This window comes from Pseudomonas sp. FW305-3-2-15-C-LB1, assembly GCF_058787615.1.
Map to the genome: position 1 here is coordinate 450,003 of NZ_JBYSZX010000003.1, position 23,062 is coordinate 473,064.

Below are 23,062 nucleotides of genomic sequence, written 5' to 3' on the forward strand. Positions count from 1 at the left end.
ATAAATTCTTGGATGGCCGAAGGTTGCTTCGGCGTCCTGTAGTTTTACTACAAATCGTCGGCCATTTCAGCCTTTCGAATGTATATACGAGTAGTAAAACTACACAAGACTGAGCGTATGGCTCGGTCTGGCTGGTGAGCATAATCGTTATTGTTGATCTTTTGCGAACAAGAAAAGGTGAAAGCTTGATGTTGGCTGCCAAAATGAAATTAATTTCAGCTATTTCTAACCTTTGTTCGACAGTCCTTCATAGAGCGTGGTCCTTGCGTTCACAACACGTAGCCAATTACACGCCGATCAAGGATAGACCATGAGCCTTCCAACACTGGCCCAACTACCGGCCATTCTCTTGCCAAAAGCCCAGCGGGCCGAGCAGTCATTTCGTGACGCAGTGGCCGCGCTGGACGACGATCATGGACTTTCTGCGTGGACGCCGCAACGGTGGGCCGACTTCGCCCGCGTGTGCGCCGCCAGTGATTTCGTCATTGAACAGAGTGTTCGTGACCCTTTGATGTTGCTCGAACTGGCCGCCTGGGGCGAATTGGACCGGGGTTTTGCGCCCGGCGAGCTGTGCGGGCAGATTGCTGGCGCTGTGCAACAAGTCGAAACAGAAGATGAACTCGGCCGTGTGCTGCGTCGCCAGCGCACGCGCCAGCAAGTGCGCATCATCTGGCGCGACCTGACCCGCCAGGCCGACCTGGTGCAAACCTGCCGCGACCTTTCCGACATGGCCGACGCCTGCATCGACCAGGCCTACCAGTGGCTGTACCAACGTCACTGCGTACAGTTCGGCACGCCCACCGGGCGGCGCAGCGGCGAGCCGCAGCACATGGTGATCCTCGGCATGGGCAAGCTCGGTGCGGTGGAGTTGAACCTGTCGTCGGATATCGACTTGATCTTCGCCTACCCCGAAGGTGGCGAGACGGTGGGTGTGAAACGCGCCCTGGATAACCAGGAATTCTTTATCCGCCTTGGTCAGAAACTGATCAAGGCCCTCGACCCGATCACCGTTGACGGCTTTGTGTTTCGCGTCGACATGCGCCTGCGCCCCTACGGCTCGGCCGGTGCGCTGGTACTGAGCTTCAACGCGCTGGAGCAGTATTACCAGGATCAGGGCCGTGACTGGGAACGCTACGCCATGATCAAGGCGCGGGTCGTGGCCGGCGACCAGGTGGCCGGTGCACAACTGCTCGACATGCTGCGGCCGTTCGTCTATCGCCGCTACCTGGACTTTTCCGCCATCGAAGCGCTGCGCACGATGAAGCAGTTGATTCAGCAGGAAGTACGGCGCAAAGGCATGGCCGACAACATCAAGCTGGGCTCGGGCGGCATCCGCGAAGTGGAGTTTATCGCCCAGGCGTTCCAGTTGATCCACGGCGGCCGCGACCTGAGCCTGCAACAGCGCCCGCTGCTCAAGGTGCTCGGCACCCTGGAAGGCCAGGGTTACCTGCCGCCGGCGGTGATTGCCGAATTGCGCAATGGCTACGAATTCCTGCGTTACACCGAGCACGCGATCCAGGCGATTGCCGATCGCCAGACACAAATGCTTCCGGACAGCCCCGAAGACCAGGCGCGCATTGCCTTTATGTTGGGCTTTGCCGATTGGGACGCTTTCCACGAGCGCCTGATGTACTGGCGCGGTCGGGTGGACTGGCACTTCCGCCAGGTGATCGCCGATCCGGATGAAGAAGAGGGCGAAGAAAGCGAGTTGGTGGTGGGCGGTGAGTGGCTGCCGCTTTGGGAGGAATCCCAGGATGAAGAGGCGGCCTGCCGTCAGTTGGCCGAAGGTGGTTTTACCGACGCGGCCAAGGCGCTCAAGGCGTTGGCCGGCCTGCGCAACAGCCCGCAACTGCGGGCCATGCAGCGTTTGGGGCGCGAACGGTTGGATGCTTTTATACCGCGCCTGCTTGCCCAGGCGGTCGAGCACGCCAACCCGGACCTGGTGCTGGAGCGCGTGTTGCCGCTGGTGGAAGCCGTCGCCCGGCGTTCCGCTTACCTGGTGCTGCTCACGGAAAACCCCGATGCCCTGCGCCGTCTGCTGACCCTGTGCGCCGCGAGCCCGTGGATCGCCGAGCAGATCACCCGTTTCCCGCTGTTGCTCGACGAATTGCTCAACGAAGGCCGCCTGTTCAAGCCACCGCTGGCGCCGGAACTGGCCGCCGAACTACGCGAGCGTCTTACACGCATCCCCGAAGATGACCTTGAGCAACAGATGGAAGCCCTGCGGCACTTCAAGCTGGCCCACCGCCTGCGCGTGGCGGCCTCGGAGATTGCCGGCAGCCTGCCGCTGATGAAAGTCAGCGACTACCTGACCTGGCTCGCCGAGGCCATCCTCGAACAGGTGCTGGCCCTGGCCTGGCGCCAGACCGTGGCGCGCCATGGCTCGCCGCAGCGGTTGGACGGCACCCTGTGCGATCCTGGGTTTATCATTGTCGGTTATGGGAAAGTCGGCGGTATAGAACTGGGGCATGGTTCGGACCTGGACCTGGTGTTTATCCACGACGGTGATCCCCAGGCGGAAACCGATGGCGCCAAGCCCATCGACGGTGCGCAGTTCTTCACGCGCCTGGGCCAGCGCATCATCCACCTGCTGACCACCCAGACCAACTCGGGCCAGTTGTATGAAGTGGACATGCGCCTGCGACCTTCCGGCGCATCCGGTTTGTTGGTGAGTTCGCTGGGGGCGTTTGAGCGCTATCAGCAAAATGAAGCCTGGACCTGGGAGCATCAGGCCCTGATTCGTGCGCGGGTGCTGGTGGGCAGCCAGGATGTGGGCCAGGCGTTCGAGCGGGTACGGGCTAAGGTATTGGGGCAGGAGCGGGACCTGGCGAAGCTGCGCCAGGAGGTCAGCGAGATGCGCGCCAAGATGCGTGACAACCTGGGCACCAAGGGCACGGCGGCCGGCACCGGCGCCAATGCCTTCGAAGCCACGGCGCTGTTCGACCTCAAGCAGGACGCCGGAGGTATCGTCGATATTGAATTTATGGTGCAATACGCGGCTTTGGCGTGGTCTGCGCAACATCCATCGTTGCTGCGCTACACCGACAATATCCGCATTCTGGAAGGCCTGGAGCAGGTAGGCTTGATGCCCGCCGCCGATGCCCATCTGCTGCGTGAGGTGTATAAGGCCTACCGATCCGCCGCGCACCGCCAGGCCTTGCAGAACGAGGCCGGTACAGTGGCCGGGGATCAGTTTGCCGACGAACGGCGCCAGGTAATGCGAATCTGGCAGGCGCTGGGGCTGAGCTGAAACACTATTACGGCGGGGAGGCATAAGCCTCCCCGCATCGTTTGTGGAAACTACATGAATATTCTGATCGTTGGGCCCAGTTGGGTCGGTGACATGGTGATGGCGCAGACACTCTTCCAGTGCCTGCGCGTGCGTTACCCGGACTGCCAGATCGACGTGCTCGCCCCCGAGTGGAGCCGGCCGATCCTCGAGCGCATGCCCGAGGTGCGCAAGGCCTTGAGCTTCCCGCTCGGCCACGGTGCCCTGGAGCTGGCAACCCGCCGTCGCATCGGCAAGTCCCTGGCGGGTGAGTACGACCAGGCGATCCTGCTGCCCAACTCGCTCAAGTCGGCGCTGGTGCCGTATTTTGCCGGTATCCCCAAGCGCACCGGCTGGCGCGGCGAGTTCCGCTACGTGCTGCTCAATGACGTGCGCACGCTGGACAAAGCCCGCTACCCGCTGATGATCGAACGCTTCATGGCCCTGGCCTATGAGCCGGGTGCCGAGTTGCCCAAGCCGTATCCGCGCCCGAGCCTGCAGATCGACCCGCTGAGCCGCGACGCGGCCCTGGCCAAGTTCGGCCTGAGCCTGGACCGGCCGGTGTTGGCCTTGTGCCCCGGCGCCGAGTTTGGCGAGTCCAAGCGCTGGCCGTCGGAGCATTACGCGAAGGTGGCCGAGGCGAAGATCCGCGAAGGCTGGCAGGTGTGGCTGTTCGGTTCGAAGAAGGACCATCCGGTAGGTGAAGACATTCGCCAGCGCCTGATCCCCGGCCTGCGTGAAGAGGCAGTGAACCTCAGTGGCGACACGTCCCTGGCCGAGGCCATCGACCTGCTGTCCTGCGCCGATTCGGTGGTGTCCAACGACTCCGGCCTGATGCACGTGGCCGCTGCGCTGAACCGCCCGCTGGTGGCGGTGTATGGCTCCACCTCGCCGGGCTTCACGCCGCCCTTGGCCGATCAGGTCGAAGTGGTGCGCCTGGGCCTGGAGTGCAGCCCATGTTTTGACCGTACCTGCCGTTTCGGCCACTACAATTGCATGCGCCAGTTGTTGCCACAGCCGGTGAACGAGGCCTTGCAGCGGTTGCAGGGCTCTGCGGTCGAGGTCCGATAGCTTGCGCGTACTGGTAATCAAGACCTCATCCCTGGGCGACGTGATCCACGCCTTGCCGGCGCTGACCGACGCGGCGCGGGCGATCCCCGGCATTCAATTCGACTGGGTAGTGGAAGAAGGCTTTGCCGAGATTCCCACCTGGCACCCGGCAGTCGACAAGGTGATCCCGGTGGCGATCCGTCGCTGGCGCAAAAACATCTGGCAAACCATCAAGAGTGGCGAATGGCGGCGCTTCAAGCAGCAAGTCCAGTCGACCAAATACGATCTGGTGATCGACGCCCAGGGCCTGCTGAAAAGCGCCTGGCTGACCCGTTATGTGCGTGCGCCCGTCGCGGGTTTCGACAGAAACTCCGCCCGCGAGCCGATGGCCGCGCGTTTCTATTCGCGACGCCTCGCCGTTGCGCGAGGGCAACACGCGGTGGAGCGTCTGCGCCAGTTATTCGCCGTGGCGCTCGGATATGACCTGCCCAAAGGCCTGGGCGACTACGGCCTGAGCACTGAAAAGCTCCTGGGCCTGCCGCCGAAAAAACCTTTTGTGCTGCTGTTGCACGGCACCACCTGGGACACCAAGCACTGGCCCGAAGCCTACTGGCGCGAGCTGGCCGAGCGCATGGGGCGCCTGGGTGTCGACGTGAAATTGCCCTGGGGTAACGCCGCCGAAAAAGCCCGTGCCGAACGCCTGGCCCAGGGCCTGCAAAACGCCGAGGTGCTACCCAAGCTGAACCTGGCCGGTGTGGCTCGTGTATTGGCCGGCGCTCGCGCCTGTGTGGCGGTGGACACCGGTCTCGGCCACCTGGCCGCCGCGCTGGATGTGCCGACCATCTCCCTGTTCGGCCCGACCAACCCCGGCCTGACCGGTGCCTACGGCAAGCGCCAGATTCATCTGGCCAGCGACTTCCCCTGCGCGCCGTGCCTGCAAAAGCAATGTACCTATCAACCGACGGCCGACGACCTGCGTCGGTTCGACCTCAAGCGCGAGTCGCCCCTGTGCTTCACGCGCCTGAACCCAGAGCGTGTGGCAAGCCGACTGAGCACGTTGTTATTGGCTGAGGAGCTGCACTGATGCAACTGGCTTTTGTGCTGTACAAATATTTCCCCTTCGGTGGCCTGCAGCGCGACTTCATGCGCATCGCCCTGGAGTGCCAGCAGCGCGGCCATCAGATTCGTGTGTACACGCTGATCTGGGAGGGCGACATCCCGCCCGGCTTCGAAGTGCTGGTGGCGCCGGTCAAGGCGTTCTTCAACCATCGGCGCAATGAAAAGCTCAGCGCCTGGATGGCTGCCGACCTGGCCAGGCGCCCAGTGGACCGCCTGATCGGCTTCAACAAAATGCCCAACCTGGACGTGTACTACGCCGCCGACGGTTGCTTTGAAGACAAGGCGCAAAACCTGCGCCACTCGCTGTACCGCTATTTCGGCCGCTACAAGCACTTCGCCGAGTACGAACGCGCAGTGTTCGCCAAGGACGCCAAGACCGAAGTCCTGATGATTTCCGAAGTGCAGCAGCCGCTGTTCATCAAGCATTACAACACCCCGGTGGAGCGCTTCCACCTGCTGCCACCGGGCATTGCCCAGGACCGCCGCGCACCGCCGAATGCCGCCGAAATCCGTGAGGGTTTCCGCAAGGAATTCAACCTCGGCGACGACGAGTTGCTGCTGGTGCAGATCGGCTCGGGCTTCAAGACCAAAGGGGTCGACCGCAGCCTCAAGGCCGTGGCCGCGTTGCCGCCTGAATTGAAAAAACGCACGCGCCTGTTTGTAATCGGCCAGGACGACCCCAAGGTATTCCAACTGCAAAGCGCCACCTTGGGCTTGGGCGATAACGTGCAGTTCCTCAAGGGCCGCAGCGATATCCCGCGTTTCCTGCTGGGCGCCGACCTGTTGATTCACCCGGCGTACAACGAAAACACCGGCACCGTCTTGCTCGAAGCCCTGGTGGCCGGGTTGCCGGTGCTGGTCTCGGCGGTATGTGGGTATGCCCACTACATTGCCGAGGCCGACAGTGGCCTGGTACTGGATGAGCCGTTTGAACAAGCGCAGCTCAACCAGTACCTGACGCACATGCTCACCGACACTGCACAGCGCGCGGCCTGGAGCCGCAATGGCCTGGCCTTCGCTGAGACGGCCGACCTTTACAGCATGCCGCAGCGCGCTGCGGATGTGATTCTGGCGGAGCCAAAACGATGAAGTTGATTCTTGCCGAACCGTTCAAGACATTGTGGGCCGGGCTTGATGCCTTCGCCGAAGTCGAGAAACTGCAAGGCCAGGTATTCCGTGAGCTGGCGGCGCGCCGCACGCTGCGCACCGTGGTGGATGGCCGTCCGTATTTCGTGAAGATCCACCGTGGCATCGGCTGGGGCGAAATCTTCAAGAACCTGATTACCGCCAAGCTGCCGGTGCTGGGCGCAGGCCTTGAATGGGCGGCGATTCATCGACTTCAGGCACTCGGCGTGCCGACCATGACCAGCGTGGCTTTCGGCGAGAAGGGCAGCAACCCGGCGGACCAGCACTCGTTCATCATCACCGAAGAGCTGGCGCCGACCCTCAGCCTCGAAGACGTCACGATCAATTGGGTCGCCGAACCGCCTGCGCCCGCGTTGCGTCATGCCCTCACGGCCGAGCTGGCGCGCATGGTTGGCGATATGCACCGGGGTGGCGTAAACCACCGCGACTGCTACCTGTGCCACTTCCTGCTGGACACCGCCAGGCCCATCGATGCGAACAACATCAAGCTGTCGGTGATCGACCTGCACCGCGCTCAACTGCGTGCCCATCTGCCGCTGCGCTGGCGCGACAAGGACCTGTCCGCGCTGTACTACTCGGCGCTGGATATCGGCCTCACCCGTCGCGACAAGCTGCGTTTCCTCAAGGGCTACTTCCGCCAGCCGCTGCGCCAGATCCTCGCTGAGCAATCGGCGTCACTGAGCCTGATGCAGCGCAAGGCCGACAAGCTGTATGCGCGCAAGCTGCGTTATGGGGATGCGATCTGATGGCGGGTTGGAACCTGGAACCTGCGTACGCCAGCCTGGCGGATGATTTCGGCAACCTCGAAGCGGTCTTCGCCCTGCAGGGCGAGCGCCTGACCCGCGATCCGCTGTCGGAAGTGATCCGCGTGGAGCGTTGCGGGGTCAACTATTACGTCAAGCGCTACATTGGTGCCGGCAAAGGGCTGCGGCGCTACCTGGGCAAGCCGCGGGTCAAGTCCGAATGGCAGAACCTCAAGCGTTTCGCCAAATGGGGTATTCCCACCGCTGATGTGGTTGCCTGGGGGCTGGAGCGAAAGGGCCTGGCCTATGATCGTGGGGCAATGATCACCCGCGAGCTGCCGAAGACCGAAGACCTCTCGGTATTGGCCGAGCGCAACGATGCGCGCCTGCGCGACCCCAAGTGGGTCGACGCGGTGAGCCGTCAGCTCGCCGAATACACACGCACCATGCACGATCATCGCTTTACCCATAACGACTTGAAGTGGCGCAACCTGTTGATCGATGACCAGCAGACCCTGTACCTGATCGACTGCCCCAACGGCGATTTCTGGCGCGGGTTCTGGCTCAAGTACCGCATCACCAAAGACCTGGCCTGCCTGGACAAGGTGGCCAAGTATCACTTGTCCGCCACCCAGCGCCTGCGTTTCTACATGCAATACCGTCAGCGCCGACACCTGAGTGCAGCGGACAAACAGCGTATTCGCCACGTGGTGAAGTTTTTCGAGGGACGTGAATGAGTGATTTCCTGGCGGCTGAAGACCGGGCGCTGCTGGAGCGCAACGGCTTGGCGACGTTCGACGCCCTGTGGGCCAAACAACTGGATGCAGTGGATGAACCCAACACCAGTCGCGGCGGCTGGAGCAGCGTGTTTCGTCTGGAGCTGGACGGCCACGGTTATTACCTCAAGCGTCAGAGCAACTACCTGACGCGCAGCCTGCACCGTCCCTTTGGCGAGCCGAGTTTCTCCCGCGAGTTCCGCAATATCAGTCGTTACCGCAAGCTCGGCATCCCTGCCTTGCAGGCGGCTTTCTACGGCGAGCGCAAGGTGGGCGGCGAGCATCGCGCCATGCTGCTGACCCGTGCCCTGGACGGCTGGAATGACCTGGATTCGCTGCTGGGGCAGTGGCCTCAATTGAGCGACGCCCAGCACCACGCGATCCTGCTGGCCTGCGGTCAGCTTGCACGTCGGTTGCACAGCGTCGGCCAGGTGCATGGCTGTTTTTATCCCAAGCATATTTTTATGCAGGCCACCGGCGACGGCTATGCCGCGCAGTTGATCGACCTTGAGAAAACCCGCCCGCTGCTGTTCGGCTGGCGCGATCGGGTCAAGGACCTGGAGCCGTTGTTGCGACGTGCACCGCAGTGGTCGGATGAACAGGTGCGCCAACTGTTGGCCGCCTATCTTGATCAATCGAAGGACAGCGCGCTGGTCACCAGCTGGCTGCAGAAACTGACCGCGCGCCGTAGTCACAAGGAAAACCGTTGATGCGTCTGTCCGAGCTTAAAGCCGCCGGCCGTAACCCCGGGCTGCCACTGACCCTCGAACTGGCCGATGCGGCCGGCCCGGGCCAGTTGCAACTGCTGAGCCTGTTACGTGTGCTGCCGGGCGAGCGTTATGTGGGGGCGGCGGTCTGGCGCGGTCGTCCGGTTTTGGCCAAGTTACTGGTGGGCAGCAAGGCGGCGCGGCACTTTCAGCGTGAACTCAGCGGCGTGCGCCTGCTCGCCGAGCAAGGCCTGACCACGCCGTTGCTGCTGGCCGATGGCTTGCAGGAAGGCGAGGGCGGCTGGCTGCTGTTCGAGTTCATCGAGGGCGCCGAAAGCCTGGCCGCTGCCTGGCAGGCCGTCGAAGACCTGCCGCCGCTGGCTGACGAACAAACCGCCGTGCTGGCCGAAGCGCTGGGTGTCATTGCGCAGATGCACACCAGGGGCCTATGGCAGGAAGACCTGCACCTGGACAACCTGCTGCGCCAGGACGGCAAGCTGTACCTGATCGATGGCGCCGGGATCCGCGTCGAAGAAGCGGGTAAACCGCTCTCACGCAACCGTGTGCTGGAAAACCTCGGGGTGTTTTTCGCCCAGTTGCCGAAGAATATCGAGCCGTTTACCGAAGAGCTGCTGGTGTACTACCTGCTGAGCAACGGCGAGCACGCCCTGCCGCTGGAAGCCCTGGAGAAACAGGTGCGTAAAGTCAGTGCCTGGCGCCTCAAGGACTTCCTGAGCAAGGTCGGCCGTGAATGCACGCTGTTCAGCGTGGTGCGCGGCGCCTTTGCCTTGCGCGCGATCCGGCGGGAAGAGGAACCGGCCATGCTACCGGTGCTGGAACAGGCTGACGCACTGCTGGACCAGGGGCATTTGTACAAGACCGGCGGCGCCGCCAGCGTGGCCAAGGTCGAGGTGGCCGGTCGGCCGCTGGTGATCAAGCGCTATAACATCAAGGGCTTCGCCCACTGGCTCAAACGCTTCTGGCGTCCGAGCCGTGCCTGGCACTCCTGGCGCGAAGGCAACCGCCTGGCGTTCCTCGGTATCGCCACGCCCAAGCCGCTGGCGGTGCTGGAAAAACGCTTCTTCTGGTTGCGCCGTCGCGCTTACCTGGTTACCGAATACCTGCCGGGCCCGGACATCATCGAGCGCTTCGCACCGTACGTTGAAAATGGTGACGCGCCGGAAAACGAACTGCAGGCGCTGGATCACCTGTTCGCCGAGCTGATCCGTGAACGCATCAGCCATGGCGATTTCAAGGGCCACAACCTGTTCTGGGACCAGGGCCGCTGGTCGCTGATCGACCTGGACGCCATGTGTCAGCACGGCTCCGAGGCGAGCTTCGCCCCGGCGTATGCCAAGGACCGGGCGCGGTTCATGCGTAACTGGCCCGAAAGCAGTGCGTTGTACCAATTGATTGATCAGCGGTTGCCACGAGACATCAACTGATCAGAACCGATACTCCGCCCCGGCGCCTGCATACCACGAACGTCCAGGCGCCGCTTCGTAGTAGCGGTTATTGCCGTCGCCGACGATCACCGAGCCGACGTACTGGCGGTCGAGCAGGTTGTCCAGGCGCAGGGTCTGGTGGAAGGTCCAGTGTTCGACTTTCTGCTCAAAGCGGGCGTGCCAGTTGAATACGCTGTAGGCCGGGGCGGCGTGTTGGCTGTTGGTGTCTTCGACGTAGACCTGGCTGCGGTACATCCCTTCGAGTGCGGTGCTGACCCAGTCCCTTGGTTTCCAGCTCAGTTCTGCGAACAGCGTGGTTTGAGGGACTCCCGGCAGGTAGTTGCCCTTGTCGACGGCGGTGTTGCCGCTGACGAAGTCACTGTCGTAGGTGGCTTGCAGGCGGGTGTAGGCGAGGTTGGCGCTCCAGTGCTCGCTGAGCTGGCTTTCGATGCCCAGTTCGAAGCCGCGGCGCAGGGTGCGGCCGGCGTTTTGGTAACTGGTGCGGCCGTCTTTGGATTGAGCGACCACTAACTCATCTTCTGTAGTTATCTGGAATACGGCCGCATTGATCCTGGTATTTTTCACTTGGGCCTTTAATCCCACTTCGTACTGTGTGCTCTCTGACGGTTTCAAGCCGAAGTTGAAGCCCTCCACATTGCCCGGCGCATAGGCCAATTCGGCCTGGGTTGGTGTTTCGAAGCCTTTGCCCGCGCTCACATAACCATGCAGTTCAGGCGTGAACGCATACATCACGCTCATTGACGGCGTATTTTTCTGATAGGTCTTGTTGCCGCTGGAATCGCCGTTGCTGAGGAACTGGTCGTCAACGTCCAACTGCATGGTGCTGTGCCGGACGCCGGCTTGCAGGGTCCAGCGGTCGAGGGCCCAGTTGGCCTGGATATAGGGGTCGAGACTGCGGGCGGTGTCGATTTCATCGCGGCGCAGTTGGCCTTTTACGCCGAGGGTGTTGCCGCTGTAGTTCTGGTAGCCGTGGCGACTGTCTTCGCTTTGATCGAAATCCAGGCCGGAGATGATCATTAGCTCGCCCGGTGCGCTTTCAATAGGCTGTATCCAACGCACGCTGCCGCCATAGAACTTGCGGTCGAATTGCACCACGCCGCCGCCACGCTCGTTGGCGGGTGTGCCCTTTGGAATCGACAAATACTGAATCACACTCCGCCGCCCCGTATATCCGTTCACCTGCAGTGTCGCATCGCCGAAGTACCGCTCGTAATTCATTCCCAATTGCTGATGATCGATGCTTTTACGCGTGTTGTACGTCAGCGCGTTGGCGCTCACCGAGCGTGGGTCGGCCTTGTACGCTGCCCAGGTCTGCCCCAGCGGGTCCTGGGTGCCGTTCTGCTCCAGGCTGCTGTAGATCAGCGCCAGCTTGCTGTCGTCATCCGGCTGGACATTGAGCTTGGCGAAGGTCTGGTCGCGGCGTGCGCTGCTGTGGTCGCGGTAGCCGTTGGTGTCCATGCGCGAAGCGTCGAGCACGAAACCGGCGCCGTTGGTCGCGCCTTCGGCGTTCAGGTGGTTCTTGTTCAGGCCGTCGCTGCCCACCAGGGTCTCGACGCCGATGCGCGGTGGGCCTTCGCCGTCGCGGGAGAACATCTGGATCACGCCGCCGGCATTGCTGCCATACAGGGTGGCGGCAGGGCCGCGCAGCACTTCGATGCGTTCGGCGGTATCGAGGTTGAAGGTGGCCGCCTGGCCCTGGCCGTCCGGGGTACTGGCGGGGATGCCGTCGGCAATCAGCTTGATGCCGCGCACGCCGAACGCCGAGCGGGCGCCGAAGCCTCGGGAGGAAATCTGCAGGTCCTGGGCATAGTTCTGGCGGTTCTGCACCACCAGGCCAGGCACGCGGGACAGGGCCTCGGAGGCGTTGATGCCCAATTGGCCGTCGCTGATCTGTTCGCGGCTGATGCCGTCCACCGAGTACGGCAGGTCGAAGGTCGGGCTGGCGCTGCGCGAGCCGGTGACCACGCTGGGGTCGAGGACCAGCGGAGCGTCGTCGGCCCGAGCGGTATCGCTCAGGGCCAACAGGCCAGGCAACAACAAGGTGAAGCGGGCGAGGGTTTTCATCAGTCAGCCGGAATCCATGGCGCGCATAGGAGGTAGACGCGCAAAGGGGCGCGAGTTTAGTGGCTCAGGCGATTTTTATCATTTGGGAATCGTCCTACGCTGCAAATCAATTTTGCTGCTTTGGGTCACCCACCTTGGCGATGGTAGCGTGGTCAGCCTTGGCAATAACAATGGCGGATGGGCCATAAGGAGAGGGTCATGAGAATGGGGTCGAAAGTCTTGTGCAGTGCGCTGTCGCTTGTGTTGACGGGCTGCGGAACCATCAATACGGTCTTCCGGCCCGACGCGGTCACCAGCCAGAACCTCAAGGACTCGCGCAGTCACTGCGAAAACGTGCCGCGTATCTACAGCGGGGTGATCTACGGGTTCTGCACGCTCAATGGGGAGCCGGCGCCCGACAAGAGCCTGAAGGACAAGAGCCTGATCGACCATGACGGGAGCATGCTACCCTTTGTCGCGGTCGAGTTTGTCGCCTCCGGCGTGCTGGACACCCTTGTGCTGCCCTACACCGTTTACCGTCAAAGCCGGGACGGCAGCATCGAGATCTTCCGCTGATCCCTCTTGACGCTCGCCGCTAACAGCTTCCTTTCGCTTTTACGCTATAATCCCGCCCTTTAGCTGTTTCCCGCCCAGGCGGGGAGCACACTTTTTTCAGGCGCAACCCGCCTGCATGCAGACTAAAAGAGGCTAGACCCCTGTGGCATTGACGATTCTTGGCCTGTCCGGCGCCCTTAGCCATGATCCTTCCGCAGCCTTGTATATCGACGGCAAGCTGATCGCTGCCGCCGAAGAAGAACGCTTCGTACGCGACAAACATGCAAAGAACCGCATGCCCTACGAGTCGGCGAAGTTCTGCCTGGAACAGGCCGGTATCAAGCCTTCCGACGTTGACGTGGTGGCGATCCCGTTCGCCCCGATCAGCCTGTTCGGTGAGGCGCGCTGGCATTACGCCAAGCGTTACTGGTACGCCCCGGACCGCGCCCTTGATGCGATCCTGATGGGCAACCGTCGCTACAAGCGCTATCGCAACAAGATCGTCTGGTGCCTGGAGCAACTGGGCTTCGATCCGAAGAAAATCAAGATCGAACCGGTTGAACACCACCTGGCCCACGCTTCCAGCGCCTACCACTGCTCCGGCTTCCAGGAGAAAACCGCGATCCTCGGGATCGACGGTAAAGGTGAGTACGCCACCACGTTCTTCGGCTACGGCGAAAACGGCAAGATCCACAAGATCAAGGAATTCTACGACCCGGACTCCCTGGGCGGCCTGTACGGCGCGATCACCGAGTTCCTCGGTTTCGAGATGCTCGACGGTGAGTTCAAGGTCATGGGCATGGCGCCGTATGGCGATGCCAGCAAGTACGATTTCTCGCGCCTGGCCTCCTTCGAGAACGGCGAGCTGGTGATCAATACCGACTACGCCAACGTCATCGGCCTGCGCCGTTATAAAGAGAAGGGCAAGGGTTTCTACTTCTCGCCAAAACTGATCGAGTGGCTGGGTCCCAAGCGCGAAGGCGATATCGCCGACGAGCCGTACATCCACTACGCCGCCAGCATGCAGGCGCTGTTCGAGAAGCTGGCCCTGCAGATGATCGACCACTACCTGGGCGACATCCTCAAGGACACCGGCAAGCTGGCCTTCGCCGGCGGCTGCGCGCTGAACGTCAAGCTGAACCAGAAAATCATCGCCCGTGATGACGTCAAGGAGCTGTTCGTACAGCCAGCCTCCGGCGATGCCGGTACTGCCGTGGGCGCGGCGGCCTACGTGTCCCACGCCCGGGGTGTGCCGGTGGAGAAGATGGAACACGTCTACCTCGGCCCGTCCTACAGCAACGAAGACGTGATCGCCGCGTGCGCCAGGCATGAGAGCAAGCCGAACTGGCGCAAGATCGAGAACATGCCCCAGCGCATCGCCAGGATCATGGTCGACGGCAACCCGGTGGCTTGGTTCCAGGGCCGCATGGAGTTTGGCCCGCGTGCATTGGGCGGCCGCTCGATCATCGGTTGCCCGAGCGCCACCGGCGTGGCGGACCGTATCAACCACCAGATCAAGTTCCGCGAGCGCTGGAGGCCTTTCTGCCCGTCGATGCTCGACACCGTCGCGCCGCAGATGATCAAGGTCGACCACCCGGCACCCTTCATGACCTTCACCTTTGAAGTGGCCGAAGAGTGGAAGACCCGCGTGCCGGAAGTGGTCCATGAAGATGGCACCTCCCGCGCCCAGGTGCTCAAGCGCGAGTACAACCCGCGCTACTACGACATGATGAAAGAGCTCGAAGTGCTGACCGGCAACGGCGTGTCCCTGAACACCTCGCTCAACCGTCGCGGCGAAGCGATGATCTGCTCGCCGACCGACGCGCTGAACATGTTCTTCGGTTCCGACCTGCAATACCTGATCATGGAAGACATTCTGGTCGTCAAGGACGGCGTGGACCCTTATGACGCCGTGGTCTAAATGCTGAACCGCTTCCAGGTGTGGCGTGAGCGTGGCTGGGCGCCTGTCGAGGCCGAGGTTTACGCCCAGGCCTGGCAGCGGTTTGGCGGCAGCGTTGCGACCCATCCGCAGGTTGTCGAACGCTTGGCGGGCCTGGCGCAGATTCCGGTGCGTTACCTGGGCTGGGAACAGGACGGCGAACTCCGGGGGGCGATTGCCACCTGGGGGCGCGACCTGGCCCTGTCCAAGGACGTACTCAAGCGCAGCGGCAAGAAAGGCCTGTTTGACTTGGGCAATGCTGAGATCATCCTGCCGATCACTGCCCATGCCCAGTTGCCGGTGCGCCATCGCGGGCGCTACCTGTCAGCGCTGAACGAGGGCCGCATCAGCACCCTCAAGTCCCAGGCCGAGCAGTTGGCCATGGCGCGTACCCCCGAAGACCTGTCGAAGAAGTTTCGCTACAACCAGCGCCGCGAACTGCGTCTGCTGGAAGAGGCGGGCGGCGTGGTGCGGGCGGTGAGCGAGTTTTCCAGTGTGGAGCTGTCGGCGATCTACTGCGATCTGTTCCAGCGCCGCTGGGGCTTTGCCGCCACAGGCGCCGAGCGCCTGGCTGAGGTGCTGGAGCTGCTCAAAGAGTTCCTGATCGGCTCGGTCCTGTTTCTCAACGATGCGCCGATTGCCGTACAACTGGTGTACCGCGTCGAGGCGCCGGAGTGGATCAGCATCGAGTACGTCAATGGCGGTGTCGACCCTGAAACCCGGGCATTCAGCCCCGGCAGTGTGCTGAGCTTCCTCAACACCCAAAGTGCCTGGGAACAGGCGCGGGCCGTGGATAAACCGCTGCGTTTTTCCTTCGGGCGTGCCGACCGCGAGTACAAGGAGCGCTGGTGCAACCCGGTGCCGGTGTTCAGCGTATGAGCCGCAAACAGCAACTGCTCAAGCGCCACCGGCGCAATAAACGCATTGCGCTGCTGATCGGGCTGCTGCTGTTGATCGCGACCGGTGTGCTGGTGGCCTGGTGGTTGCCGCTGATCCTCGCGGTCGTGCTGTGGGTGGCCCACGAAGCCTGGTTTGCCGACCACCTGTTTTATTCGCCCAAGGAAGACTACCAATACAGGTTTGCGTCGAGTGGCCAGCAGGTCGGGCTGCGTCTGGAGGGCGGCAGGTTGCTGGCAGAGACACCGCTCGAGCTGGCTGGCGATGAAACGCTGATCGTCGAAGTGCAGCTCAAGAGCACTCTCTGGGGGCGCTTGTTTGATCCTGCAGTTGATTTTCTGGACGATCGCCAGGCGTTCGAGCGCGGGGTTGCCGGCAAGCGTTGCCTCAATCTCACCGGTTCGGCGGCGGCATTGGCCGGCGGTGAACTGCGCCTGCGCGGGCGCTTTTGTCGCGTGATCGGCCAGCCGGTCTTGTGGGTGTTTCGCCAGCCAGATGCTGCCCGCCAGCGGGTGATGGTGATCGCCCCTCACGCCGATGATGCTGAGCTGGCTGCCTTCGGTCTGTACAGCCAGGCGGATGAAAGCTGGATCGTGACCCTGACCGCAGGTGAGATCGAGGCCGAGCACTATCAGCAAATGGGCTTGCCCAAGGCTGAAGCGGCGCGGATCAAAGGGCGCTTGCGTGCCTGGGACAGCATTGCCGTGCCGCGCTGGGCCGGTGTGCCCGAGGCGCACTGCGTGCAGTTGGGGTATTTCTGCCTGCAACTGTCGGCCATGCGTGACGCCCCCGATCAACCCCAGGCATCGCGCGAAGCGCAGTTGGACGATACGCGGCTGTTCCGCCAGTTCAATGCCTTGGCGTTGCCGGGGGATGTGGACGGTGCGCCGACCTGGAACAACCTGATAGCCGACCTGCGGGCGGTGTTGCTCAAGGCGCGTCCCGAGGTGATTGTGTTGCCGACGCCAGTGCTCGACCCCCACCCTGACCATATCTGCGCGCACACCGCGGTGGTGCAGGCGCTGCAGGGGCTTGAGTGGCAACCGACCACGTTGCTTGGTTATGCCAACCATCTGCATGATAACGACCGTTGGCCCATGGGTGATTCAGGCGCCGGCATCGCTTTGCCGCCGCAGTTCGATGCCGCCCAGATACTTGAGCCCTATTGCCGGGTGCTCAGCTTGAGCCAGCAGCAGGACAAGGCCATGGCGCTGGGTATGATGCATGATCTGCAGCCCCGTGCACCGTTCAAGCGCCGGGTGCGTCGTCTGTTGCAGCAATGGCTGGCCGGCCGTGGTCCATCGCCTTACGGCGAGAACGAATTTTTCCGCAAGGCCGTGCGCCGCCACGAGCTGCTTTGGGTGCTGAAGCAGGACTGAAATTGACTTTTTTCGTCGGGCTGCCCGCGTGCAGTAGCCCGATTGCCTCATGGAGTGATATGAAGCCTCGTTTCAAGGTTTTGCAGTTGCAGCCTGACTACAACGTCAAGCTCAATGATTTCGCTGATCTCGGCGAGCAGATCGTCAAGGCGTTGCCGACGGAGCGATTCGAGGTAACGTCCGCCTTCCTGAGCGGTCGACCGCAGCCGGGCCAGCCGTTGAGCGTGGCGGATCATTCCAAGTATTTCGAGTTTCCCGAGAAGGCCCTCAAAGGCATCCGCCTGGGCGCCATGTGGGAAATCTACAAGTACTGCCGTGAGCAGAAATTCGATGTGGTCATCTGTAACCGCTTCAAGTCGGTGAACATGATGCTGTCGCTCAACCGTTGGTTGAAGATCCCGTTGTGCATCGGCATCTCCCACGGTTTCGGCGAGTACGAACGCGCCTATCGCCGGCGCCAGACGCGCCGCCTGGTCAGCCCGGCCTGGCGCTTTGTCGGGGTATCGGCGGCAGTCAGGGATTACCTGATCGGCCTCAACTGCGGCTTTACCCAAGAGAACACCACCTTCGTCACCAATGCCATCGATATTCCCCAGGCCGAAGCCTTGCAGTTGCCACGCGAGCAGGCGCGCCACGCGCTCGGGCTGCCGCTCGACGCGCGGATCATCGGCGCACTGGGGCGACTGGTGCCGATCAAGGGCCATACGCACCTGCTGCAAGCGTTTGCCCGCCTCAAGGATAAGTACCCTGACGCTCAAGTCGGCATCATTGGTTCCGGCCGTGCCGAAGCCGACTTGCGTGCGGACATCGAGCGCCTTGGCCTCACTGGTCGTGCGCACTTGCTGGGCTTTCGCGAGGATGGCCTCAAATATGTACGCGCCTTCGATATTTGGACCATGCCTTCCTTGCTTGAGGGCCTGGGCCTGGCCCTGCTCGAAGGCATGAGTGGACGCCTGCCGGTGATTGCTTCCAACGGGCCGGCCATGCTGCCGCTGGTGGAAGGGGCGGGAGGCTTGTCTCACGAGCCTGGCAATGTCGAGCAACTGACAGCGGCCCTGGACACTTATCTGGCCATGAGCGACGAGCAATTGCGCGCCAAGGGTGAACAGGTGTTCCGTTATCTGGAAGAAAACCACGCCCTGGCCGAGTTCCAGCAAAAGTACCTGAACCTCATCGAAACCGGTTTGAAAGAAGTAGGTAGAGCATGACAGCACAACAACCCCTGGTCTCGGTGATCATCGCGTCCTACAACCACGGCCGGTACATCGAGGAGAGCATCCTCAGCGTGCTTGGTCAGACGTACCCTAACATCGAGCTGCTGGTGGTGGATGACGGTTCCAAGGATGACAGTGTCGAGCGCATCCAGCGCCTGCAGGCCGAGCACGGCTTTGATTTCCAGGTGCAGCAGAACCAGGGCCTGACCGCCACGCTCAACGGTGCCATCGCCCGCGCCAAGGGCAGCCTGATCGCCCCGTTCGGCTCCGATGACATCATGTTGCCGGACCGTATCGCCACCCAGGTGGCCTACATGGCGGACAAGCCGAAGGTGGGCATGTGCGCTGGCAACATCGAGTTGATCGATGGTGACGGCAATCTGCACCCGGAGAAAAAGCAGCGCCGCGACGTACCGTTTCGCAGCCTGGATTTCGACGACATGTTCATGGACCGCAAGCCCTTCCCGCCGGCACCGACCATGTTGATTCGCCGCGAAGTGCTGGAAGAAGTCGGTGGCTTCGACCCATTGATCCCTCTGGAAGACCTGCTGATCCAATTGAAGATCACCGCCGCGGGCTACACCATTGACGCACTCGGCGTAGTGATGGCGCAGTATCGGCAGCACGCAAGCAACACCTACAAGAACCACCGCTATATGATCCAGAACATTCTCAAGACCTATGCCCATTTCAGCGAGCACCCGGCCTATGACGCGGTGCGCTACAACTTCCTGAACTCGATGTTCCTGAAGACGGCTGATCGTGACCGGCCACTGGCGCGCGAGATCCTCAAGCAGATCCCGCTGAAGTTCTGGGGGCGCAAGACCTTGCGTGGCTTGGTGCGGTTGTACCTGGCGCCCCTCAGGAAATGAGGCGGCGGGGGGTATGAAAAAGGCGACTATCAGCAGTGATAGTCGCCTTTTTTATCAGGTGGCGGGGCTGGTCAATGCCTGCACTTGCGCGCGGATCTTCGCCGTGGCGCCTTGGCTGGCAACGGATGCATAACCTTTGGCCAATTGTTCGAAGTGTGTCTCGAACAACCAGGCGCGGTCCTGTGGGTATCGCTGCATATGGCGCAGGTTGCGCTGGCGCAACGCGTTGCGCAGCGGCGACGGGAAGATGCGCAGGTCGGCGATATCGATCAGGGCGAACTCACCGTCATCCATCAACAGCACGTTACCCAGGTGCAGCGAGCGGAAGTACACACCGCGCTCATGCAGCTTGGCCATGAACTGACCGAAACGTTCGATCAGCGACTCACGCAGGCTGTTGTCCAGGCCTTGCAGGGCCTGGCGCAGAGTCAGGCCGGGCAGTGGCGCGTAGCTGACGGCAGTGCTGGCATCGCGCAGGCTATAGAGGCCTAGAATCTGCGGCGTGGGGATGCCCAGGGTGCGCAATTGCTCGGCGTTGCTGGCAAACCGCTCGGAGTAGGGGTTGAAGCTGCCCGAGGTGTACCAGTGGCGCGCACGGAAGATCTTCAGGAAGCGGCCGTCGGCCAGGCGCAGGACTTTCGGACCCAGCCCGTCGGCTTCGATCACGTGGGCATTGCTGCACAACTGGTCGAAAGCTGCGGGCTTGAGCGCTTGTACCGGCATGCGCAACAGGCTGTGGCGGCGCTGGGCGATGCTCAGGCCGGCAATGATCGCCAGCGGGATCCACAGCACGAACCAGTGCTCTTTCGGGCGTGACAGGATGCCACCCCCTTCGGTCAGCCCGGCGCCGATGCCATAGGTCAGCAGCGACGAAGCCAGGATGAAGAGTGGCTGGGCGCGTTCTTTCAGGCCCTTGTACAGCCCCCAGCCGATCATGAAGATCCACGGGATAAAGCCGATGATGCCGACGTAATACAACACGCCCAGGGCAAAGCTGTGCGGCTCGCGCAGCTGATAGCCGTCGGACAGGGTCAGGTACAGCTCGGAGTCGTAGCTGTGGCCGATCCATGGATGTTCGGCAATGCGTTGCAGTGACATGCCCCACAGTTCAAAGCGAAATGAGCTGCCTCGTTCGGTAATGGATTCCGGGTATAGCAGCAGCAATGCAGCAGCCCCCAGGACCAGGCTTGCTATCAGCAGGGCCGAGCGGCGGTTGCGGCTGACGAAGGTCATCCACAGGACGGTCAGTGTCAGGGCTACCAGCGGTGTACGCGAGCCTGTAGCCAGAACCGCCGCGAGCATGACTGCCAGAGCCGGGGCGCTGAACCACAGGACTTTCAGGCGCTGGGTGGTCATGCAGACATACAACCAGTAGACGCAGAAGAAACCGAATAGATGAGAACTGAGCAGCGGATTGTCGAGAGCGCCACGCCCACCGATCATGCGCATGCCCGGTTCGAAGCCTTTGACGAACGCCACCAGGTTGCACAGGCTCACCACCAGTGCGATTACCGCCGCACTGAAGAAGATCGGCTTGAACAGTTCGTTGCGGTAATGCAGCAACAGCCCGCAGCCACCAAACAACATGAAGGTATTGAGCGGGCGCTTGAACAGGTCGGTGTCGGTGGTGGGCTCCGGGCTCCACAGCAGGCTGGTCAAGGCCCATGCGGAGAAGACCAGAAAGGCGAGCGCCAGGGGCTCGCGCAGTAACTCTTTCAGCTCCCGGGGGCGCATGCACAACATGAAGAGCGTCGGGACGCTGAACAGGATGTAGACGATTCGATGCAGCACGTTGCGGTTGGATACGAAGAACAGCGAACTCAGCAACAGCAACAAGCCAATGGGCAAGATCCACAGGACCAGGAAGTCAAAAACGCGATTTGAGCCATAGATCAGGCGCTTGGAGTGCATACAGTAAAGCCATTCCATTTGAGAAAGCCGACCATCATAAAGTAGTGGCTATATAATGTCGCCGGTTGGAGCCAACCGGTTTGAGGGTCATGCAGGGTGCAAGTACAACAGAGAAGCTGTGCTAAAGTCAGCCTCCTTTTTCAAAACGCCGCGTGATATGACCGACTCCAGTCCGAGCGCAAGCCCTTCGAGCTTGAAAATATACTTCCGCCTGCTCAGTTACGTTAAGCCTTACGCCGGCTTGTTCGCGCTGAGTATCGTCGGATTTCTGATTTTCGCGTCGACCCAGCCCATGCTGGGGTACATCCTCAAGTACTTCGTCGACGGCCTTTCCAACCCTGAAGCCGTGCTATTCCCTACCGTGCCGTACCTTCGGGACCTGCAACTGCTGCAAGCCGTGCCGCTGCTGATCATCCTGATCGCCGCCTGGCAGGGCCTGGGTTCGTTCCTGGGCAACTACCTGCTGGCCAAGGTGTCCCTGGGCCTGGTCCATGACCTGCGCGTGCAGTTGTTCAACAACTTGCTGACGCTGCCCAATCGCTACTTCGACAACCACAACTCCGGGCACCTGATTTCTCGCATCACCTTCAACGTGACCATGGTCACGGGGGCGGCGACCGATGCGATCAAAGTGGTGATTCGTGAAGGCATGACAGTGATCTTTCTGTTCGCCTCGCTGCTGTACATGAACTGGCGCCTGACGCTGGTGATGATTGCCATCCTGCCGTTGATCGCCGTGATGGTGAGCACGGCCAGCAAGAAATTCCGCAAGCAGAGCAAGAAGATCCAGGTAGCGATGGGCGACGTGACTCACGTGGCCTCCGAAACCATCCAGGGCTACCGCGTGGTGCGCAGCTTCGGGGGGGAGGTCTACGAAGAAAAACGCTTCCTCAAGGCCAGCCAGAGCAACACCAACAAGCAACTGCGCATGACCCGCACCGGGGCGATCTACACACCGGCACTGCAACTGGTGATCTACACCGCGATGGCGGTGCTGATGTTCCTGGTCCTTTATCTTCGCGGTGACGCATCGGCCGGTGACATGGTGGCCTACATCACCCTGGCCGGCCTGCTGCCCAAGCCGATTCGCCAGCTCTCGGAAGTCAGCTCCACGATCCAGAAGGGCGTAGCGGGTGCCGAAAGCATTTTTGAACAGTTGGACGAAGAGGTCGAAGTCGACAACGGCACCATCGAGCGCGACAAGGTCAGCGGTCGTCTCGACGTACGCAACCTGAACTTTACCTACCCGGGCACCGAGCGCCATGTGCTCAAGGACATCAACTTCACCGCCGAGCCTGGGCAGATGATCGCCCTGGTCGGGCGCTCGGGCAGCGGGAAGTCGACCCTGGCCAGCCTGATCCCGCGCTTCTACCACCACGCAAGTGGCGAAATCCTGCTGGATGGTGTCGAGATCGAAGACTACAAGCTGCTCAACCTGCGCAAACACATTGCCCAGGTGACCCAGCATGTGACCTTGTTCAGCGACACCGTGACCAACAACATCGCCTACGGCGACCTGGCGGGTGCGCCTCGGGCGGACGTTGAAGCGGCCGCGGCGGACGCCAATGCCAAGGACTTCATCGACCAGTTGCCCAAGGGCTTCGACACCCAGGTTGGCGAAAACGGTGTGTTGCTGTCCGGCGGCCAGCGCCAGCGCCTGGCGATTGCCCGCGCCCTCCTGAAGAATGCACCGCTGCTGATTCTCGACGAGGCCACCTCGGCCCTCGACACCGAGTCCGAGCGCCACATACAGGCAGCGCTGGACAAGGTCATGCAAGGTCGCACCACCTTGGTGATTGCTCACCGTTTGTCCACCATCGAGAAGGCCGACCTGATCCTGGTGATGGACGACGGTCGAATTGTCGAGCGTGGCACGCACAGTGAGCTGCTGGCACAGAACGGCTATTACGCCCGCCTGCATGCCATGGGCCTGGATGCGCCGATTTCCGCCGACATCACCTGAACCTCCCTGTAGGA

The 23,062-nt window shown here is 61.9% G+C and carries 17 protein-coding genes; 15 read left to right on the forward strand and 2 right to left on the reverse strand.

Annotation, left to right across the window (positions count from 1 at the left end; genetic code table 11):
* The first annotated feature begins 310 nt into the window (after nucleotides 1-310).
* The 8 genes from glnE to AC3WP7_RS08855 are packed head-to-tail and all read left to right on the forward strand — an operon-like array spanning nucleotide 311 to nucleotide 10,254.
* On the forward strand, nucleotides 311-3,250 hold the full coding sequence (gene glnE, locus AC3WP7_RS08820) for a bifunctional [glutamate--ammonia ligase]-adenylyl-L-tyrosine phosphorylase/[glutamate--ammonia-ligase] adenylyltransferase (protein WP_071492321.1): 2,940 nt from the start codon (nucleotides 311-313) through the stop codon (nucleotides 3,248-3,250).
* Nucleotides 3,251-3,304: 54 nt separating this feature from the next.
* Nucleotides 3,305-4,339: a lipopolysaccharide heptosyltransferase II gene (gene waaF, locus AC3WP7_RS08825; protein WP_102591529.1), complete on the forward strand. Its 1,035-nt coding sequence runs from the start codon at nucleotides 3,305-3,307 to the stop codon at nucleotides 4,337-4,339.
* A gap of 1 nt (nucleotide 4,340) precedes the next feature.
* The gene (waaC, locus tag AC3WP7_RS08830; protein ID WP_093513455.1) at nucleotides 4,341-5,402 is read left to right on the forward strand and encodes a lipopolysaccharide heptosyltransferase I; all 1,062 of its coding nucleotides are present in this window, start codon (nucleotides 4,341-4,343) and stop codon (nucleotides 5,400-5,402) included.
* A complete protein-coding gene (locus tag AC3WP7_RS08835) occupies nucleotides 5,402-6,526 on the forward strand; it encodes a glycosyltransferase family 4 protein (protein WP_092246541.1) in 1,125 nt (374 codons plus the stop codon). The genes waaC and AC3WP7_RS08835 overlap by 1 nt, the downstream gene beginning before the upstream one ends.
* Entirely contained in the window at nucleotides 6,523-7,329 is an 807-nt protein-coding gene (gene rfaP / locus AC3WP7_RS08840; protein WP_102591530.1) for a lipopolysaccharide core heptose(I) kinase RfaP, read from the forward strand. Before AC3WP7_RS08835 ends, rfaP begins: the two co-directional genes overlap by 4 nt.
* Nucleotides 7,329-8,063, forward strand: coding sequence for a lipopolysaccharide kinase InaA family protein (locus tag AC3WP7_RS08845; RefSeq protein ID WP_092246544.1), 735 nt, complete (start codon nucleotides 7,329-7,331; stop codon nucleotides 8,061-8,063). Before rfaP ends, AC3WP7_RS08845 begins: the two co-directional genes overlap by 1 nt.
* Nucleotides 8,060-8,812, forward strand: coding sequence for a lipopolysaccharide kinase InaA family protein (locus tag AC3WP7_RS08850; RefSeq protein WP_093121299.1), 753 nt, complete (start codon nucleotides 8,060-8,062; stop codon nucleotides 8,810-8,812). Before AC3WP7_RS08845 ends, AC3WP7_RS08850 begins: the two co-directional genes overlap by 4 nt.
* Complete coding sequence (locus AC3WP7_RS08855) at nucleotides 8,812-10,254, forward strand: lipopolysaccharide kinase InaA family protein (protein WP_102591531.1); 1,443 nt, start codon at nucleotides 8,812-8,814, stop codon at nucleotides 10,252-10,254. Before AC3WP7_RS08850 ends, AC3WP7_RS08855 begins: the two co-directional genes overlap by 1 nt.
* On the opposite strand, the gene AC3WP7_RS08860 is transcribed toward AC3WP7_RS08855, so the two are convergent.
* A complete protein-coding gene (locus AC3WP7_RS08860; protein ID WP_102591532.1) occupies nucleotides 10,255-12,339 on the reverse strand; it encodes a TonB-dependent receptor family protein in 2,085 nt (694 codons plus the stop codon). It abuts the gene before it with no gap.
* 198 nt (nucleotides 12,340-12,537) lie between these two features.
* Between AC3WP7_RS08860 and AC3WP7_RS08865 the strand changes: the two genes are divergently transcribed.
* The 6 genes from AC3WP7_RS08865 (at nucleotide 12,538) to AC3WP7_RS08890 (ending at nucleotide 19,174) form a co-directional block, all read left to right on the forward strand.
* Nucleotides 12,538-12,894, forward strand: a complete 357-nt coding sequence (locus AC3WP7_RS08865) for a YceK/YidQ family lipoprotein (protein WP_092246553.1) — start codon at nucleotides 12,538-12,540, stop codon at nucleotides 12,892-12,894.
* Between the two features lie 142 nt (nucleotides 12,895-13,036).
* Complete coding sequence (locus tag AC3WP7_RS08870; protein WP_092246556.1) at nucleotides 13,037-14,794, forward strand: carbamoyltransferase family protein; 1,758 nt, start codon at nucleotides 13,037-13,039, stop codon at nucleotides 14,792-14,794.
* Nucleotides 14,795-15,691: an antimicrobial resistance protein Mig-14 gene (locus AC3WP7_RS08875; RefSeq protein ID WP_092246559.1), complete on the forward strand. Its 897-nt coding sequence runs from the start codon at nucleotides 14,795-14,797 to the stop codon at nucleotides 15,689-15,691.
* Complete coding sequence (locus AC3WP7_RS08880; protein ID WP_102591533.1) at nucleotides 15,688-17,088, forward strand: PIG-L deacetylase family protein; 1,401 nt, start codon at nucleotides 15,688-15,690, stop codon at nucleotides 17,086-17,088. Before AC3WP7_RS08875 ends, AC3WP7_RS08880 begins: the two co-directional genes overlap by 4 nt.
* A 59-nt stretch (nucleotides 17,089-17,147) precedes the next feature.
* Nucleotides 17,148-18,296 carry a glycosyltransferase gene (locus AC3WP7_RS08885; RefSeq protein ID WP_102591534.1) on the forward strand — a complete coding sequence of 383 codons (1,149 nt, stop codon included), beginning with the start codon at nucleotides 17,148-17,150 and terminating at the stop codon, nucleotides 18,294-18,296.
* Nucleotides 18,293-19,174 (forward strand): glycosyltransferase, encoded by an 882-nt coding sequence (locus AC3WP7_RS08890; RefSeq protein WP_102591535.1) that lies wholly within the window; start codon nucleotides 18,293-18,295, stop codon nucleotides 19,172-19,174. The genes AC3WP7_RS08885 and AC3WP7_RS08890 overlap by 4 nt, the downstream gene beginning before the upstream one ends.
* Before the next feature lie 54 nt (nucleotides 19,175-19,228).
* Here AC3WP7_RS08890 and AC3WP7_RS08895 read toward each other — a convergent pair whose 3' ends face one another.
* A complete protein-coding gene (locus AC3WP7_RS08895) occupies nucleotides 19,229-21,085 on the reverse strand; it encodes an O-antigen ligase family protein (protein WP_092246570.1) in 1,857 nt (618 codons plus the stop codon).
* A 157-nt stretch (nucleotides 21,086-21,242) separates the two neighbouring features.
* On the opposite strand from AC3WP7_RS08895, the gene msbA reads away from it, so the two are divergent.
* The gene (msbA, locus tag AC3WP7_RS08900) at nucleotides 21,243-23,048 is read left to right on the forward strand and encodes a lipid A export permease/ATP-binding protein MsbA (protein ID WP_093121291.1); all 1,806 of its coding nucleotides are present in this window, start codon (nucleotides 21,243-21,245) and stop codon (nucleotides 23,046-23,048) included.
* Nucleotides 23,049-23,062 lie beyond the last annotated feature (14 nt).

Bases quoted from the DNA above. Each gene is read 5' to 3' on its own strand.
- glnE (WP_071492321.1), top strand. From the start codon at position 311: ATGAGCCTTCCAACACTGGCCCAACTACCGGCCATTCTCTTGCCAAAA.
- waaF (WP_102591529.1), top strand. From the start codon at position 3,305: ATGAATATTCTGATCGTTGGGCCCAGTTGGGTCGGTGACATGGTGATG.
- AC3WP7_RS08835 (WP_092246541.1), top strand. From the start codon at position 5,402: ATGCAACTGGCTTTTGTGCTGTACAAATATTTCCCCTTCGGTGGCCTG.
- rfaP (WP_102591530.1), top strand. From the start codon at position 6,523: ATGAAGTTGATTCTTGCCGAACCGTTCAAGACATTGTGGGCCGGGCTT.
- AC3WP7_RS08845 (WP_092246544.1), top strand. From the start codon at position 7,329: ATGGCGGGTTGGAACCTGGAACCTGCGTACGCCAGCCTGGCGGATGAT.
- AC3WP7_RS08850 (WP_093121299.1), top strand. From the start codon at position 8,060: ATGAGTGATTTCCTGGCGGCTGAAGACCGGGCGCTGCTGGAGCGCAAC.
- AC3WP7_RS08855 (WP_102591531.1), top strand. From the start codon at position 8,812: ATGCGTCTGTCCGAGCTTAAAGCCGCCGGCCGTAACCCCGGGCTGCCA.
- AC3WP7_RS08860 (WP_102591532.1), bottom strand. From the start codon at position 12,339: ATGAAAACCCTCGCCCGCTTCACCTTGTTGTTGCCTGGCCTGTTGGCC.
- AC3WP7_RS08865 (WP_092246553.1), top strand. From the start codon at position 12,538: ATGAGAATGGGGTCGAAAGTCTTGTGCAGTGCGCTGTCGCTTGTGTTG.
- AC3WP7_RS08875 (WP_092246559.1), top strand. From the start codon at position 14,795: ATGCTGAACCGCTTCCAGGTGTGGCGTGAGCGTGGCTGGGCGCCTGTC.
- AC3WP7_RS08880 (WP_102591533.1), top strand. From the start codon at position 15,688: ATGAGCCGCAAACAGCAACTGCTCAAGCGCCACCGGCGCAATAAACGC.
- AC3WP7_RS08885 (WP_102591534.1), top strand. From the start codon at position 17,148: ATGAAGCCTCGTTTCAAGGTTTTGCAGTTGCAGCCTGACTACAACGTC.
- AC3WP7_RS08890 (WP_102591535.1), top strand. From the start codon at position 18,293: ATGACAGCACAACAACCCCTGGTCTCGGTGATCATCGCGTCCTACAAC.
- AC3WP7_RS08895 (WP_092246570.1), bottom strand. From the start codon at position 21,085: ATGCACTCCAAGCGCCTGATCTATGGCTCAAATCGCGTTTTTGACTTC.
- msbA (WP_093121291.1), top strand. From the start codon at position 21,243: ATGACCGACTCCAGTCCGAGCGCAAGCCCTTCGAGCTTGAAAATATAC.